Source organism: Bifidobacterium sp. WK012_4_13 (assembly GCF_041080835.1).
GTDB classification, from domain to species: Bacteria; Actinomycetota; Actinomycetes; order Actinomycetales; family Bifidobacteriaceae; genus Bombiscardovia; species Bombiscardovia fermentum.
This window is the reverse complement of record NZ_CP129683.1, coordinates 1,473,618-1,489,711: the sequence shown is the minus strand read 5'-3', so window position 1 is coordinate 1,489,711 and position 16,094 is coordinate 1,473,618. Positions and strand designations below refer to the sequence as shown.

The window sequence follows — 16,094 nt, the reverse complement described above, 5'->3', positions numbered from 1 at the left end:
CTAGGAAGCACATCATATGATTGATACACTTTTTTCCGGCCTTATTCACGGCAGCGCATATGCCCTCGTGGCCGTCGGCATGTCCTTGATTTTTGGCGTCACCAACGTCGCCAACTTTGCGCAAGGGTCGGTCGTCGCGGTTGGAATCATGGTCGCCTGGTGGTTGGGTGCATCCCTTGGCTGGGGAATCGTCCCAATCGCTGTCGCCGTGATCGTCGTCACCGGTCTTTTGGGATTGCTGATGAACACCGCGGTGATCGCTCCGCTGGAGGGTCGCAAGCCCATTGCAGCATTGCTCGCGACGATTGGCGTCGGTCAGATACTGGACAACGGTCTCCAGGTCGTCTTCGGCCCGCAGACGAGACCCTTCCCGAAGCTGCTGCCCACCTACAACCTGCAATTGTTCGACGTTCGTTTTGGAACGTCCGATGTGGTGATGGTGCTGCTTACCGTGCTGATCATGATTTCACTGTGGGCGTTCCTGAAATACGGCAAGACGGGTCAGGCGATTCGAGCCACATCGCAGGACTCTCAGGCTGCACGTCAGATGGGCATTCCGGTCAAGTCGATTCGCAACGTCTCATTCGTCATCGGTTCGGTTCTGGCGGGCGTATCGGGGATCTTCGTCGGACTTTTCAACTCGAACATCAATCCCATGAATGGGGGCACCATAGGCATGACTGCCTTCGTGGCCGCAACGATCGGGGGTCTGGGGTCCATACCTGGTGCCGTGGTTGGAGGCCTTGTGCTGGGCGTTGTCGAAGCTGTCGGCATCTCGTGGCTTGGCGACGGAGCGCATGACCTCATCACATTCGGAGCCCTGCTCATCATTCTGATTCTGAGACCGCAGGGTCTGTTGGGACCGAAGAACGATGTGAAGTCAGAGCCACTGACAGGCACGTTCCTTGGCGGCGGCAGACCGATAGCCCTGCCTTGGTGGGGGAATCTGGCGCTTGCAGGAATTTTGCTGGCTTCGCCCTTCTTCCTCTCCGACTATCTTGCCGGAGTCGGCACGCAGATAGCGATCTATGCAATAGCCGCAGTGGGGCTTACCTTGATCTCGGGTTCCGCAGGTCAGACGATTCTGGGAATGGCCGGTCCCCTGGCCGTGGGGGCCTATGCCTCGGCATTGTTGACGACCCAGCTGCACTGGCCTTTTCTGCTGTCGTTGCTCGCGGCAGGCATCATTGCGGCGATCGCATCGAGCCTGCTCACCTTCCCCGTGTGGAAGCTTTCCGGCCATTACGTTGCAATCGCGACAATCGGTGTGGGTGCCGTGATGGTTGCCATCATTCGTCTGTGGGAGCCGCTGACGAAAGGTTCGCTGGGAATACAGGGCATACCATTTCCAACGGTTTTCGGGCAGGTGCTGTTCACTCAGCAGATGCAATATCTGTTGGACATCGTGGTCATGCTCTTCGCGCTTGTGGTGGTCACACGCATTCGTTCCTCTCACCTGGGCAGGGTATTCGAAGCGATCGGTTCCGATCAGGAGGCGTCACAGGCATTGAGCATCAGGACTGGTGCATACAAATCCCTGGCCTATGCGATTGCAACATTCTTCACCGGTCTTGCAGGGGCTTTGCTTGCGCATCAATACACATACATCGATCCAACCGTCTTCACCTCGAACGTGTCGGTCCTGATCCTCACCATCATCGTGCTCGGGGGCATGAACTCGCCTCTTGGCGCGGTTCTTGGCTCAGTCATCCTGATCGGAGGGCCAGAGCTGCTGCGCATAGTTCCCGATGCGCGAATCATCATCTATGGTCTGCTCCTGATCCTCATAATTCTGTTCAGGCCGCAAGGTCTTTTTGCAAGAAAGGTCTGATTCCAATGGCTGATCATCTTCATGAAGGCAGCGATCCGTCGGTGCCATTGAACTCGATGTCGTCGAATGCCGAACACCGCAGGGCGGTGCTCGAGAATCCCATCGTGCTGAGGGTGCGAGACATCGAAAAATCCTTCCAGGGATTGCGGGCGGTCGATAAGCTATCGTTCGACCTGCACAAGGGAGAGGTCATTTCGATCATAGGGCCGAATGGTTCGGGTAAATCCACCACCATCAATCTGATTTCCGGGTTCATCGCGCCTGATGCCGGGCTGATCGACATAGAAAACAATCCGGTTGCGGGTCTGAGCGCAGCTGAGGTTTCCGATCGAGGCTTGGCGCGAACCTTTCAGAATGGGCGGGTATTCGCCGGTCTGACAGTTGACGAAAACATAGGGCTGGGGTATCACAAGAAGCTTCGGGCACAGCGCCCCTTCTCAGGGTTGCAGCGCTTTCCCATCTTGAAATGGCTGCCTTTATTGGCAGAAACGGGAGTGGCCCTCATTCCTGGCCCACATGTTCGCAGAGAACGGCGCGAAGTGGAACAGCGCATAGGTCGTGAGATCGACCGTTTCCGTGAGCGGTTGGAATCACGACGCAGCGATTATGCCTACACCCTGTCATATGCGAACAGGCGGAGGACGGAAATCGCCCGGGCGCATATCAGCGAGCCCACGTTGCTGCTTCTGGACGAGCCGACTGCTGGCATGAACCAGTCTGAGACGGCAGAGGTCTTGCGTCAGCTGCAATTTCTGAAGGACCAGGGCCACACCATTCTGCTGGTCGAGCACAAGATCGAACTGGTCACTGCGCTTTCCGACCGGGTGCTTGCGATGGACGGCGGCAGAATCATCGCTCAGGGCGATCCTGACGAGGTGAGAAGCAATCCTCAGGTAGTCGAGGCCTATCTTGGAAAGCGAAGGCCGAGCGCAAAGAGGAAGATCGATGATTCTCGCGCGGTCCTGAGCATGCAGAACGCTCTGGAGCGGCAGCCCGAAGATGCCCTGAATGCGGCAGCGGGCATGCCGGGCGGTGAGGCGGATCGGCAGAATGGCAATCCGGTCATTGATGGAGCCGAGGCTCCTTCCCATGCCGGGAATGCTGAGGAAGCTCTGCTCAGCATTCGTGCGATAGACGTCTTCTATGGTCAGGTTCATGCCTTGCAGAGCATCTCAGTGGACGTCCCGCATCGTGCCATAGTCTCGCTGCTTGGGGGCAATGCCTCAGGAAAGTCCACCACGATGAAATCCATACTGGGACTTGAAAGAACGAGGCGTGGGCAGATTCTCTATGACGGCGTCGACATCACCTCGGCAAGCACGCGTCGCAGGGTCATGTCTGGCATTGGTGCAGTTCCCGAAGCGAGACGTGTATTTCCCCAGATGAGTGTGCAGGAGAATCTGCTTGCCGGCGCATACACCAGAAAAGGCAAAGGCGAGATTCGCGATGATCTGGACGACATGTATATGCGATTTCCGCGTCTGAAGGAACGCAGGAATCAGCAGGCCGGAACGCTTTCGGGCGGAGAGCAGCAGATGCTGGCGTTTGCCAGGGCTCTGATGAGCCATCCTCGGCTGATTTGCATGGATGAGCCCACGATGGGGTTGTCTCCCAAGCTTGTCGAAGACGTGCTCGAACAGATCGTCAAGTTGCGTGATGATCTGGGCATATCCGTGCTGATGGTCGAGCAGCAGGCCGAACTGGCCCTTTCCATCGCCGACTATGGCTATGTGCTGCAGAACGGCAGCATCAGGCTGCAGGGCCCAGCATCATCGTTGTTGGACAATCCGCAGGTTCAGGAAGCATATCTCGGTGGAGCCAGGGAAGGTGCATGACATGGTGACATATGGGCAGAAATCCCAAGAGAGGAGAACACCTTCCGGGAAGGCGTCTCGTCAGGGAACGGCGCTTGTCACGGGGGCGGGTGGCGCAGTGGGTGGCAGCGTGGTGCGCGGTTTGATTCGACAGGGTTGGCGGGTGCTTGCCATCGTGAGGTCCTATACGGACGCCAAGGAATTGAACTCCATTCACGATGTGGAAGCGTTCACTCTCGATCTTTCGAGCAGCGAGGACCTTCTTGCCTGGTCTCGAGAGCTGAATGACAGGGAGCACGCTGGAATCGATCTGGTCGTTCATGCGGCGGCGGTCGCGGTTGTCGGGAGAGCCGACCATGCGACGGCGGAGGATTGGGGGACCGTTCTGAAAACGAATGTGGTCGCTCCGTCGCTGCTCACGACAGGTCTGCTGCCAGCCATCAGATCGGTGAAGGGAACGGTTGTGTTCATCAACTCCGGAGCTGGTGAGAGAGCCGTGGAGAATCATTCCATATATGCTGCCTCAAAGCATGCGCTTCGCGGATACGCGGATACGCTTCGTCTTGAGGAGGCATCGAACGGTGTTCGAGTCAGCACCATCTATCCTGGCCAGATCAACACGAAGATGCTGCATGCCATCAATGATCGTCTGGGAATTGAATTCGTTCCGCAGGCTTATATCGACCCGCAGACCGTTGCCGATGCGGTGCTCTGGATTGCACGGGCCGGCGAAGACGTGCAGATCACCAATGTCGACTTACGGCCTCGTCAGGAGGTGTCGGCGGCATTCATAGTATGACCTGGATGAATCGACGCCATATGCCGAATTCGAGGAACCAGGATTGTGCCGGCACAAGTTGGGGGGGGGGCGGCTGTTGCATGGCACTGTGGAGTGTCGCGATGCGAGCGATGTGAGAACCTCGGCAGCAGTCATGGTCGATAAGCCTTGATAAGTCGGTGACGAGTAACGGCGCATAGATTTTTCGTATATTGCGGGGCTTGGTTTCCGCCCTGCAACCCTGATAGGTTCAAGTGCATCGGCAAGGGCGTGACATGGTCGCCCGGCAATCGGACAGGAAGAGAATCGAGGGATGGCGACGATGGTTCAATTCACAACGCAACTGGTGCATGGAGTGGGTGTTCAGGACAATGGGACGGGCGCAGTGAACCCTCCGATCTATAATTCATCGACCTACGCCTTTCGCTCCGTCGACGAGGCTCCGCGATGGGACTATGCGCGTTCCGGCAATCCGACCCGAGAATTTCTCGAACGTCAGATTGCGCAACTGGAACATGGCTTTCAGGGGTTTGCATTCTCCTCTGGGTTGGCGGCGATTCATGCCGCGCTGTCCATATTCTCTCCAGGCGATCGCATCGCGGTGGGCGCGAACATCTATGGCGGAACCTATTCACAGCTGCACGAGTATTTTGACAGGTGGGGATTGATCGTCAATCCGGTAGACACCCAGGATCTGAGCGCTGTCGCGCGCACCCTGCAGCTTTCAGGGACGAAGGCGGTCTATGTCGAGACGCTGACCAACCCTTTGCTGCAGGTGAATGACATAGCCGCGCTCGCAGGCCTGGCGCACCGCTATGGTGCGATTCTTATCGTTGACAACACGTTCGTCACCCCATATCTTCAGCAGCCGCTTGATCTGGGAGCCGATATCGTGCTCCATTCCGCAACCAAGTACCTGGCAGGGCATTCCGATGTGATTGCAGGCCTTGCAGTTGCGAGGAACGAATCGCTGGCACACCGTCTCTTCTTTGCCCAGAATCGCCTGGGTGGGGTTCTTGCCCCAAACGAATGCGATGCCGTGCGCCGTGGAATGCAAACCCTTGCATTGCGTATGGATCGTCAGCAGGCAAATGCTCAGACGATTGCTCAATATCTTCTCGCCCATCCGCTCGTGAGCGCCGTGCACTATCCGGGATCTACAGGACAGGGTCTGGCCAATCTCAAGTCAAAGGGCTTGAGCGGTGCCGGAGGCGTTCTGTCATTTGAGGTGGAACAGGGCATTGATCCGAGCGTCGTGGTCGACAATCTACATGTGTTTCGTCTGGCGGTGAGTCTTGGAGCGGTTGAGAGCCTGGCCGAGCTGCCGTGCAGGATGACTCATTTCGAAATTCCTCGCGAAGAGCGACTCAAGCTGGGGATAAGCGACGAACTCATTCGACTGGCCATCGGCATAGAAGATGTACGGGATCTGCTGGGTGATTTGGAGCAGGCCTTTGCCGTCGCCGCTCAAAGGCAGACAGCAGGTGTGGCAAGGGCATCGTGATCAGAGCGATCGTCTTGGATTGTCAAGATGCGGGGTGAATTTCGTAAGATTCGAAGCCGCCACGCCAAGGCTGGTGGCAAGTCCCAATGGTCCCAGGGCAGTGATGGACACATGGCTCACTTCTGCCAGCATCGTCATCGCCATGAGCGGTGCGTGCTGTGATGACGAGAGGAGGGCGACTGCACCGACGATCGCACATTGCCATATTGGCGTGCCGGGAACCAGATTGTTCCAGAGGATGCCAAGCAACGCGCCAAGGGCTGCGCCGATTGCTATGGAAGGGGTGAGGGTACCTCCAGATGCCCCGGCCTTGAGCGTGAGCGTCGTCAATAAAGCCTTCGCGCAGGCCAACGCGGCAAGCGTGACGAGCACGGTGACGTTGGTGGCAGTCCCAGCAGAGTAGTTAAGGGCGGTCTGCGCGAGCGCGCGTCCATTGCCCATGACTTCCGGCGCCCATATTGCCACAATGCCGGTCAGCGCAGCGATGAGCGGAAGCAGCCAGAGCATATGGACACCGGTTGTCTTGCGAGTCTCAGCCCATTGCGATGCACGAGAGAAGAAGCCACCGGCAATGCCGATCAGAGGCGATGCGACTGCCGCGAATGCGAGAATTTGCCACGAGAAGGGCGTATCCGGAACGGCATAGTAGGGTTCCGTGCCATGAATCGAGCCGCCTATGAACGATGCGAGAGAAGACATTGCCAGACTCACGGCCACCGTTTCGGCATTCACGCGCCTGAGCAGAATCTCGACGCAGAAAAGAGCGCCGGTGAGGGGCGAGATGTATACGCCAGCAAAACCGGCGCCGGCTGCGGCGGCGACCAGCAGCTCCCGATCCTCCTGCTGCAGTCCCCAGCGATGCATGAAACGAAACCAAAGACCGCCAAGCATTGCCCCTGCCTCGCGTGGAGCGACCTCACGACCGACCGATCCGCCCGTGCCTACGAGGAAAATCTGTGTCATCACATGCACGATGGTTTGCCAGACTGGCATGTCAGCGCCGTCGACAGCCTTCTTCACAGAAGGGACGTGCCTGGCTCTGTTGCGTAGAAGCCACCATATGACAGCGGCGACGGTGCCTCCGACAATCAAGGAAGCAAGGCGACGCCAGTGATTGACTTCGAACGCGCCAGGCATCGACGAGCTCTCCACGAACCCAAGGAACGCATGCTCGACGGACGAGAGCAGCAGTGACAGAAGTCCAGATGAGATGCCTGCCACGATGCCAAGAACGACAGTCGAGACGATCAGAATCAGTGCGCGCCTTCGTGATGATATCGGGGGCGTGCCTGAAGAGACCGTTTCGGAGCCTGCGACCTTGCGCGTGCGGGCAGATGAATCGTAAGTGGTCCCGGCTGCTTCCGAGTTCATGGAACAGTCCATCGAAGTCAGATTGTGGCTTTCAGCGGTGGAATGTCATGCCAATCACCAGTCGAGGCAATGGCAGGCCCACGATTGTATTCCGAAAGACGCCACTTTAGATGCCGCTCATCGTCGCTGCCATAATGCAGGGGAACCAGACGGGCCCAATGCGCGTTTCTCATTCCCACCAACGACGTGCATGGGGGAACGCTGTGAATCCCCAGAACCGTGTGCAATACGGTTTCGATCAAAGTGCCGTGCGCGAATATGAAGAGATTCGTATCCGATCCCGCCGATGTCGCCCACCTCTGCAAGGCGGCGGCGCCTCTTGCGCCGACATCCTCCAAGGCTTCTGCATTGTGTCTGAGTTCGCCGCCATCCAAGCTCTGCCAGAGTTTGAAATCCTCAGGCCACTGGGCCTGAATCTCGTCACGGGACATGCCTTCCCAGTCGCCATAGCTGCGCTCACGGAAAGCGGGATCGGCATGGACCTCGAGATTGAGTGGGTCGGCAAACTGGTGTGCGGTGTCCATCGCTCGACTGAGGTTGGAGCTGACGACCAATTGCTTCGGGACTTCCTGTGCGTGTTCGACATACAGAGTGCTCAAGGCGCGTGCAGTCTGTGCGACCTGCCAGAGACCATCCTTGTCAAGTGGCTGCTCTATCTGGCCTTGGAGTCTGTGCTGCGCATTGAAATCCGTGCGTCCGTGGCGAACAAGAATGATCGAGTTCACCGTGTGCATGCTGTCTGCCATATCTGTCCTTCTCTATTATGGCAACGTCCTGACAATGCGAAGCCAAGCGAGATCTTCAACTATTCCGTAACTAGAATAAACCGGATACTGAACCTTCCTTGCCAGCCGCAGCGAAAAGGGGACCCGCTGCATTGAAGTGACGCAGTTCCACCGAATTTCCCGAGATTGTTTCAAGGTTCCCGCAGCTTGGGACACAGGATATCGCCATTTCGAAGAAAATCGCCCCAAACCGGGAAGATGGGTTCCATGGTCTGAATTCTATGGTCTGAATTCCGTAGTCTGAATCCCGTAGTCTCAGAAAACTTTCAGCCATCGCTGGGCTTTCGCCAAGGACTCGATGGTTAAGTTACTTCTATCGATGGAAAGGATTCCTCTCCATCGGCAAGAGATCCCCTCTCCTGATAACTGAATCTTCTTCTCTCTCCTTATCTTCACCCGGCGGGTGCACCGCCGGGTTTTCGTTTTTCGCATTAGGATTGTCTCAGGACAGATTCAACTGCCAAAGGCGGTTGTTGCTTGGCGAGATTCAAGAATACGGTGGGAGAAGCAATGGCATCTGATGGGGAAAAAGAAAATGATTTGCCAGAATATCAGCCTGATTCCTTGAACAGGCGGCGGTCCGAGGCGGCGGCCGAGGGCAGAAAGGCCTCGAATCGACCAAATGCCGGATCTGCAGAGTTCAACGAGTTCGAACAGTTCGATGAGACCGGGTATCCCGACTCCTCAAATGCCGGACATCCGGTCAACGATTATGCTTCGTACCATAACAATGGTCCGCGCTCGCATGAATCAGGGAATCGGCCACGGTATGCGATGAAATCGCCGCGTTCCAAGGCGGCGTCGGTGTCAGCTGCACTGGGAGCGGTGTCTGGCCTCGTTGCTGTCATATGCTCAGTCATATTCATCACTCGGACAATTGCTCCGGCAGCTCTCGGATTCAGCCATGGCATTGCTCTCACGGCATTCGAATGGGCTGCATGTGTCTTCTGCGCGTTGGCACTGATATTCGTTATCGTGGCCAAGGTTGGGCAAAGGCGGGCGTCGGCAAAGGGGAGAAAGGGCACATGGGGGATCATCGGCATCATTCTCGCCTTGCTGATCACGATCTGTGGCTTGCTCATTGGCAATCTTTTTCCAGAAGGCGTGGTTCAGCCCTCCGTTGCTGAAAGTGCACCTGCAGCCAGCAGCAAGACCATGCGCAAGGGCATCGAGACTTCGGTCGGAACGTGTACTGGAGGCTGGCGGTCCCTGGCCACGAGCTCATATCCGGGCCTGACTCTTGCCGAACTGTGCAGCAATCCGCGCATGGCATATGTCACCTTTGAGAATCAGACGATGGCAAGTCTGGAACGTGGGGCAGTCAATTCCAAGATCGCTGACTTGCTGGAAGAATACTCGGATAGCAGCAAGGCCCAGGGCGATTGGCGCACGTTGAATGGCAAGACATGGCTTGTATTCGGTGAAAAGACCAACATCGAGAAACTCCAGAAATCCTGGGGTGGCACGATAGAAACCGTCGAGTGAATGAGGATTCTCACGGATCGATGACTGCGGTTGCGTGGAATGCCCATGCGTTCCAATCGGGGTCGAAGGATCTGAGACCATCCGTTGATCAAAGGCGCTAAGGTTTGCAATATGAGCGAAAATACATACAATGACGATATTCATGGCGATATCCATGGCGCGGGCGAATCATCCCCCGATGCGGTTTCTCTCATAGGAGAGGCATCGACGGTGATTCCCGGTCATTTCGGCGATCCAGTGCGAATCTCGCATGCCTTGCGTTCGAATCGGAATGCACAGGCAAATCCGGCGAAACCTTTGTTTCTGCTGCTGCATGGCTGGGGTTCGAATGAGCGTGACCTGGCCGATCTGATGCAATACATCGCCCCCTTCAACGACTACATTGGATTGCGTGCACCGCTCGACATGCCCTCGCAGTTCGGGCAAGGCGGGTATACGTGGTTTCATGACTGCGTCCCGACGGGAGCCAGCCTCGACCGTGATGCGTATGCAGCATCTCTGGCGATTGACAGCTGGATCGACGAGAACATCGATTCGAATCGCGAGATTGTTCCCCTCGGTTTTTCGCAAGGCGGGGTTCTGGCTGTGCATTTGCTTCGCGTGCATCCGGAACGATATCGTGCGGCGATAAGCCTATCTGGATTTCTGGCGCCAAAGGTCGTTGCCGACGCCGCTCCGGCTGACGAGCGCCTTGCCGCTCTGGAAGTTCCCGTGTTCTATGGATACGGAAAGGCGGACAACATCATTCCAAAATATGAGATCTACGGCATGGCCGCATGGCTTGAAGAACACACATGGTTGAAATCCTGCGGGTATCCCGGCTTGGATCATGCCGTGAGCCTTGACGAATTCAATGACATCCGCCAGTGGCTGAGCGACAATAACATAGCTTCCGGAGTCATGTAGAACATTGCACGTATCGGGTTCGATTATTGAAATATCGAGTTTTGCGGCAATTGGCCAGTAGCTTCACTAGTACACAGCCAAATTCGATGGATTTTTCAACGATATTGCACTCTTATATTCGACGATTGCCGCAAAACTCACGATTGCGGACAGACTAGATGCTGGAATCTGCATCGACCTGCATCACATAGACGTTCCTGCGCAGCTGGCGCGCCTCGGTTCGGGTGATGTCGCCGGATTCGAACATGTTCTGAATCACCGCCAGCTCAATCGCATACCCTTCGCGCTTGATTTCCTGAATGCCATTCATCACGTGTGCGGACTCATTGACCGAAGGTCGCGCACGCAAGGCCGTCTCTGCACGCTGATGCTCGATGATCACGGAAAGCACATCTTCGGTGTTGAAGTCGGATTTTGCCAGCTCTGCATAGAGCTTCTCGATGACGTACCGGTTCAGATCGAGATGGAGCTGTCGGGAAACCACGAAGATCGTGTCATCGCTCACAAGAGGGGTGGAGTGGCGCACGCGGCTTTCAAGACCCTTCGCCAGGCTTTGGGTGCGACGGCGCAGGGAGCGAAGTCTCCACCGCAGTTCGCTCGATTCGGATATGTGGCTGAGCGAACGTGAAATATGGATCAGTATGCGTTCTGCCGCCTGTCGTTCCGACTCAAAGCGCTGCAAGGGCGTGAGTTGTGACACGATCCATGAACGTTGCCATGACTGTTGCTCTCCGAGGAGTTCGACGCTTTCATCCATCCCGCTCCCCGCAGCATCGCCAGGAGAGGTGACTGGGAGGTCCCCGGTGCCATCATTGCTGAATTCATCGAGTTCCTTGCCATCGGCCCCATCGGAATCATTGAATTCGGCGATCTCATTCTCGATGATGGTGATTCTGTTCTCTATATAGTCTCGTTCCCAATTCAGCACGGTGATCTGCAGACGTTCCAGTTCCTTGGAGTCATGCTGCCCGATCTGGGATTTAAGACGCGCTATTCGCTGATTGTAGGAGGAAAGCACCATGCGCATTGCATGATGGTTGTCTCTGGTGTCATGTTCGGAGAGCTGCTCGATGGTTCGTCGGAGCACTTCGAGCACGGCTTCCACGAACTTCGTCGAAACGCCCTGGGCATTTGCAGGAGCCAGAACTTGAAGTGCGAAGTTGGCGAGCAGGAGCGTGACGATTATCACGCCGGCCGCGATGAAGATGAGTTCGTCACGCATCGGGAACCATGCTCCGGAGCTGACCGTGTAGGGGATGGTGAGCGCAAGCGAAAGCGTGATGGTCCCCTTTGGCCCTCCAAAGGTCATGACAGCGGCAGAACGCCAGCGCTCGAGAGTCATCGGTCGGCGTTCGTGCGTGACCGTGTCCTTGGTGGCGGCCAGCATCGCCGAAACCCATATGAAACGAATGACGATGACCACTGCGGACACAAGGAATATGACGCCGATGAGCATGCCATGGCTTATGCTCTCATCTGACCAGCTTGACATCATCGCATTGGGCAGAAGCATGCCGAGCAGAACAAAGACAGCCCCGTTGAGGCTGAATGAGAGCACCGTCCAGACGCTTGAAGAGACGATGTTCGTCCGTGACACGTTCGGTCCGATGCCGCTGGTGTCGAATCGTGCGAGCAGTCCGCCCGTCACTACGGCAAGCACTCCGGAGATATGCAGTAGATGCTCTGCGATCAGATAGAGCAGGAATGGGAAGAAAATTTCTAGCAGGATTCGCGTCGTCGTCGTTTCCCATCCCAGATGCCTGCTTGCCTCAAACATCCAGTTGAGCATCAGCCCTGCCATCGCACCGACTGCTATGCCGCCTATGAACGAGAAAAGGAATTGCGTCACCGCCCCCACTACGGAGAATGAGCCGGTCACCGCAGCATAGATGGCAAACTGGAAGCCGATGACACCCGTCGCATCGTTGAACAGTGACTCACCGTTCAATATTGAACGCTGACGTTCGCTGAGATTCGCGACACGGCCGATTGACGAGACGGCAACCGCATCCGTTGGTCCCAGTGCGGCACCTAGAGACAGGGCTGCGGCGAGCGGTATCGAAAGCCATGCCGTATGCAGGCTGTATCCCACCGCAAGCATCGTGACCGCGGCCAATCCGATGGCGAGCGACAGCGACAGCCGAAGATTCTTCAGCAGCGCCTGCTTGTTGATGCTGTGCGCCTCGTAATACAGCAGCGGCGCTATGAAGAGCACCATGAAGAGCTCTGGGTCCAAATCCGTATTTGGCACAATCGGCAGCAGCGTCATGACGGTTCCCAGCAGAATCTGAACCAGGGGGGTCGAGATGCGTGGAATGAAGCGGCTGATGAAGGAAGACACGAGCACTGCGCCAATGATGCACAGTATCAGGGTGAACGATTCCACAGACCACTCTCCTCCCGATAACACGTATCCAGTTCAACTATACGCATCGTGTACAGCGAAAGTTGAGCGTAGAGCGAGACGACGCGTGGCGAATGCGGATTCTGCCCTATGCGCGAAGCCTGCGAGAGCTTGAAGCATCGGTATGTTAGCTTGGAATAAGGTTTGTGTAACCGTCAGTTTGATACATGAAATGTTGGCATCATGTTTCGATTTGTATGGACCGCAGCGACCTTTACGATGATTCGACTCAGAAAGGCCCTACGACAATGAAGACAATGGAGAACAATACCCGGAACCAGACAAACGGTGCATCGAAGAAGGTGCCGGACGACATCCGCGGCGGCAGCGCTGGCCGTGAGTCGGCAGAGCATGCCGCGGACAGGGATGACAGAAATCACGGCATTTCCCCGGCAAATACATCAGATGCAAGAAATGACACTGTCTGGCATGGCATCGATGCGAACAAGGCTCTGGAAGTCCTCGAAACCAGTCGGAAAGGCATATCTGAAAGTGAAGCCGGGCGCAGACTTTCGGTGTTCGGGCCGAATGCTCTTTCTTCCGTGGCCAAGATGCCAAAGTGGAAGCTCTTTCTTGTCCAGTTCAAAAGTCCGCTCATCGCAGTGCTTGTCGTGTGTGGAATTATCACCATCGCGCTCGACCACCTCATCGATGCAGCGGCCATATTCCTCGTTCTGCTGCTCAATGCGATCATTGGCTATTACCAGGAATCCAAGGCGGATCGGGCGGTGGATGCGCTTGCCTCGCTTTCAAGCCCGACATGTCGTGTGATTCGAGGCGGAAGACGCCTGGAAATAGAGGCGGCGGATCTGGTTCCAGGCGACATCGTCCTGCTCGAGAGCGGCGACCGGGTGCCTGCGGACATCCGCCTGCTCGATACCAGCCGTCTTCGCGTCGATGAGTCGATGCTTACTGGCGAAAGCAACGATGTGCAGAAGCATACCGAGCCTGTGGAGGACGATGCGTCTTTAGGAGACCGAAAGTGCGTCACGTTTTCCGGAACGATGGTTACCAGTGGCCGTGGCCGCGGGGTCGTCGTCGCCACAGGAGCTGACACGGAGCTCGGTGAGATCAGCAGCCTGGTCAACAATGCCAGCGGGAAAACGCCTTTGCAGCAGATCATGCAGCGCACGGAAAGAGGCATATCCATAGGTGTCATCATCGTTGCAGTTTTCGTCTTCATTGCGGGGACGATCATCAATAACGACATGACGAATTCCTTCCTCTCGGCCGTATCGCTCGTGGTAGCATCCATGCCTGAGGCCCTGCCAATCGTCCTCACCGTGGCGATGGCGCTGGGCATATCGCGAATGGCGAAGCGCAATGCGATCGTGCGAACCCTGCCTGCGGTTGAGACGCTCGGCTCAACGACGGTCATCGGGTCAGATAAAACGGGGACGCTTACCCAGAACCGGATGACGGTCGAACGCCTGAGCCTTGGTTCCGGTGAATCCTTCAGCACTGACGAGGTGCATGCCGGCTCACTCGAAGATGGTACGAATGACGGTCTTCATGCAATGCTGAAGGCTGCGGCGCTCACCAACGAGGCGTATCGGAGCAAGACCGATGAAGGCACCTACAACTATTCCGGCGATGCAGTGGATGTCGCCATGATGCGTGTCGCGGATGATTTCCATGCGCTAGGCGACGAGGATCGCAAGGCCGAAAGCAAGCTTGAAACCGCATATGAGCCTGAGCTGGCCTATTCCATGACCATCAGGCAGAATGCGGATGGCGGCTTTACCCAATATGTGAAGGGCGCACCCGACAAGCTGGCGATGATGAGTCAGACGATGGATGACGGACATGGCAACGAGATTTCCATTGATGCCGAGGCCATCCATGGTGTCTATGAGACGATGGGCAGGGATGGATTGCGCGTGATAGGCGTCGCAAGCAGGCATATCGATGCGGACAAGGACCTGACCACATACCGAAAGCCTCGCGATCTCCACTTCCTGGGGCTTGAAGGCATGCTCGACCCTCCTCGTTCCGGGGTCAGGGAGGCCATCGAGCAGTGCATCGGAGCTGGCATCGAGGTCAAGATGATAACCGGAGACCATCCGACGACGGCCGCTGCGATAGGCGAACGTCTGGGACTTCAACAGACCGACAACGTCCTGACCGGTCGTGAGATGGCTGACATGAGGGACGAGGTGCTGAAGGCCCGGCTGAAGGAAACCTCAATTGCGGCACGAGTATCGCCGCAGGACAAGCTCCGTATCGTCGAGGTTCTGCAGGATCAGGGTGAAGTAGTTGCCGTCACCGGCGATGGAGTGAACGATGCCCCTGCCTTGAAATCGGCCTCGGTCGGAATCGCGATGGGCAAATCAGGAACCGACGTGGCCCGTGAGGCGAGCGACGTGGTGCTCACCGACGATAACTTCGTGACGCTCACCCATGCTGTGCGTCAGGGGCGAGTGACTTTCAAGGCAATTCGCGGATCCGCGTTCTTCCTGCTTTCGACTGCGGTCGCGGCGATGATTGCCGTCGGTGTGAATGTGATTGCGGAAATGCCGCTGCTGTTCCTGCCTTTGCAGATGCTGTGGATTAACTTCGTCACCAACGGCGTGCAGGATGTCGCGCTCGGATTCGAGCCGGGCAGTGGCGATGAGCTTGACTACAAGCCGAGGAAGAACACCGAAGGCCTTCTTTCGTCTGCGCTATGGGCACGGACGGCTCTGTGCGGACTCTGGATGGCGATGTGCATCCTCGTGATGTTCAGGCTTGAGATCGATCAAGGCGTCGATGTTGTCTCCGCAAGAACGATGGCATTGACTCTGCTCGTGCTCTTCAACTTCTTCATGTCGATGTCCGCGCGTTCCGAAACGGTCATGATTTTCAAGCTCAATCCATTGCGCAACAAGTTCCTGCTCATAGCGTCCATCGTCGCCCTGCTGATTCATGCCAGTGCGATGTACATACCGGGCGTGGCCTCGGTCTTGGGAATGGCTCCACTGGCGCTGTGGCAGTGGGGACTGTGCATGCTCATCGGTCTGAGCGTCTTGGTTCTCTCCGAGGGTGATAAGTTCATTCGCTCTCTCCTTGCGTCGCGTGGATATGGCGCAAGAACCGGAATGTACGCTGCGGTCCACCAGGCAAGGCGAAAGATAGCTGGCATGATTCGTCCGTGAGGTCCAGGGAACGCTTCGGTTCTCTCCAGCGAGGACGAGAAGCTGCCGGTGTTGGATCGAAGCAGCGGACTTCGCAGCAGCC

At 56.6% G+C, this 16,094-nt stretch carries 10 protein-coding genes; 7 read left to right on the top strand and 3 right to left on the bottom strand.

From position 1 onward, the window contains the following. The first annotated feature begins 16 nt into the window (after positions 1 to 16). From QN062_RS05980 to QN062_RS05965, 4 genes are all read left to right on the top strand, one after another. Positions 17 to 1,831: an ABC transporter permease gene (locus QN062_RS05980; RefSeq protein WP_369340930.1), complete on the top strand. Its 1,815-nt coding sequence runs from the start codon at positions 17 to 19 to the stop codon at positions 1,829 to 1,831. A gap of 56 nt (positions 1,832 to 1,887) precedes the next feature. Further along, on the top strand, positions 1,888 to 3,666 hold the full coding sequence (locus QN062_RS05975; RefSeq protein ID WP_394854710.1) for an ATP-binding cassette domain-containing protein: 1,779 nt from the start codon (positions 1,888 to 1,890) through the stop codon (positions 3,664 to 3,666). A 1-nt stretch (position 3,667) separates the two neighbouring features. Next, on the top strand, positions 3,668 to 4,444 hold the full coding sequence (locus QN062_RS05970; protein WP_369340928.1) for an SDR family oxidoreductase: 777 nt from the start codon (positions 3,668 to 3,670) through the stop codon (positions 4,442 to 4,444). Between the two features lie 301 nt (positions 4,445 to 4,745). Then, positions 4,746 to 5,927 carry a PLP-dependent aspartate aminotransferase family protein gene (locus tag QN062_RS05965; protein WP_369340927.1) on the top strand — a complete coding sequence of 394 codons (1,182 nt, stop codon included), beginning with the start codon at positions 4,746 to 4,748 and terminating at the stop codon, positions 5,925 to 5,927. On the opposite strand, the gene QN062_RS05960 is transcribed toward QN062_RS05965, so the two are convergent. Both QN062_RS05960 and QN062_RS05955 read right to left on the bottom strand, forming a co-directional pair. Continuing rightward, positions 5,928 to 7,298 (bottom strand): chloride channel protein, encoded by a 1,371-nt coding sequence (locus tag QN062_RS05960; protein ID WP_369340926.1) that lies wholly within the window; start codon positions 7,296 to 7,298, stop codon positions 5,928 to 5,930. 17 nt (positions 7,299 to 7,315) lie between these two features. Further along, complete coding sequence (locus QN062_RS05955; protein WP_369340925.1) at positions 7,316 to 8,044, bottom strand: histidine phosphatase family protein; 729 nt, start codon at positions 8,042 to 8,044, stop codon at positions 7,316 to 7,318. A 579-nt stretch (positions 8,045 to 8,623) separates the two neighbouring features. Here QN062_RS05955 and QN062_RS05950 point away from each other — a divergent pair. After that, a complete protein-coding gene (locus QN062_RS05950; protein WP_369340924.1) occupies positions 8,624 to 9,568 on the top strand; it encodes a hypothetical protein in 945 nt (314 codons plus the stop codon). 111 nt (positions 9,569 to 9,679) lie between these two features. Next, positions 9,680 to 10,474 (top strand): alpha/beta hydrolase, encoded by a 795-nt coding sequence (locus QN062_RS05945; protein WP_369340923.1) that lies wholly within the window; start codon positions 9,680 to 9,682, stop codon positions 10,472 to 10,474. A gap of 154 nt (positions 10,475 to 10,628) precedes the next feature. Here QN062_RS05945 and QN062_RS05940 read toward each other — a convergent pair whose 3' ends face one another. Beyond that, positions 10,629 to 12,860, bottom strand: coding sequence for a cation:proton antiporter (locus QN062_RS05940; protein ID WP_369340922.1), 2,232 nt, complete (start codon positions 12,858 to 12,860; stop codon positions 10,629 to 10,631). 275 nt (positions 12,861 to 13,135) lie between these two features. Here QN062_RS05940 and QN062_RS05935 point away from each other — a divergent pair, with 275 nt between their 5' ends. After that, entirely contained in the window at positions 13,136 to 16,012 is a 2,877-nt protein-coding gene (locus QN062_RS05935) for a cation-translocating P-type ATPase (protein ID WP_369340921.1), read from the top strand. The last annotated feature ends 82 nt before the right edge of the window (positions 16,013 to 16,094 follow it).

Excerpts from the sequence above, each read along its gene's own strand:
- QN062_RS05980 (WP_369340930.1), top strand. The coding sequence starts at position 17 with ATGATTGATACACTTTTTTCCGGCCTTATTCACGGCAGCGCATATGCC.
- QN062_RS05975 (WP_394854710.1), top strand. The coding sequence starts at position 1,888 with ATGTCGTCGAATGCCGAACACCGCAGGGCGGTGCTCGAGAATCCCATC.
- QN062_RS05970 (WP_369340928.1), top strand. The coding sequence starts at position 3,668 with ATGGTGACATATGGGCAGAAATCCCAAGAGAGGAGAACACCTTCCGGG.
- QN062_RS05965 (WP_369340927.1), top strand. The coding sequence starts at position 4,746 with ATGGTTCAATTCACAACGCAACTGGTGCATGGAGTGGGTGTTCAGGAC.
- QN062_RS05960 (WP_369340926.1), bottom strand. The coding sequence starts at position 7,298 with ATGAACTCGGAAGCAGCCGGGACCACTTACGATTCATCTGCCCGCACG.
- QN062_RS05955 (WP_369340925.1), bottom strand. The coding sequence starts at position 8,044 with ATGGCAGACAGCATGCACACGGTGAACTCGATCATTCTTGTTCGCCAC.
- QN062_RS05945 (WP_369340923.1), top strand. The coding sequence starts at position 9,680 with ATGAGCGAAAATACATACAATGACGATATTCATGGCGATATCCATGGC.
- QN062_RS05935 (WP_369340921.1), top strand. The coding sequence starts at position 13,136 with ATGGAGAACAATACCCGGAACCAGACAAACGGTGCATCGAAGAAGGTG.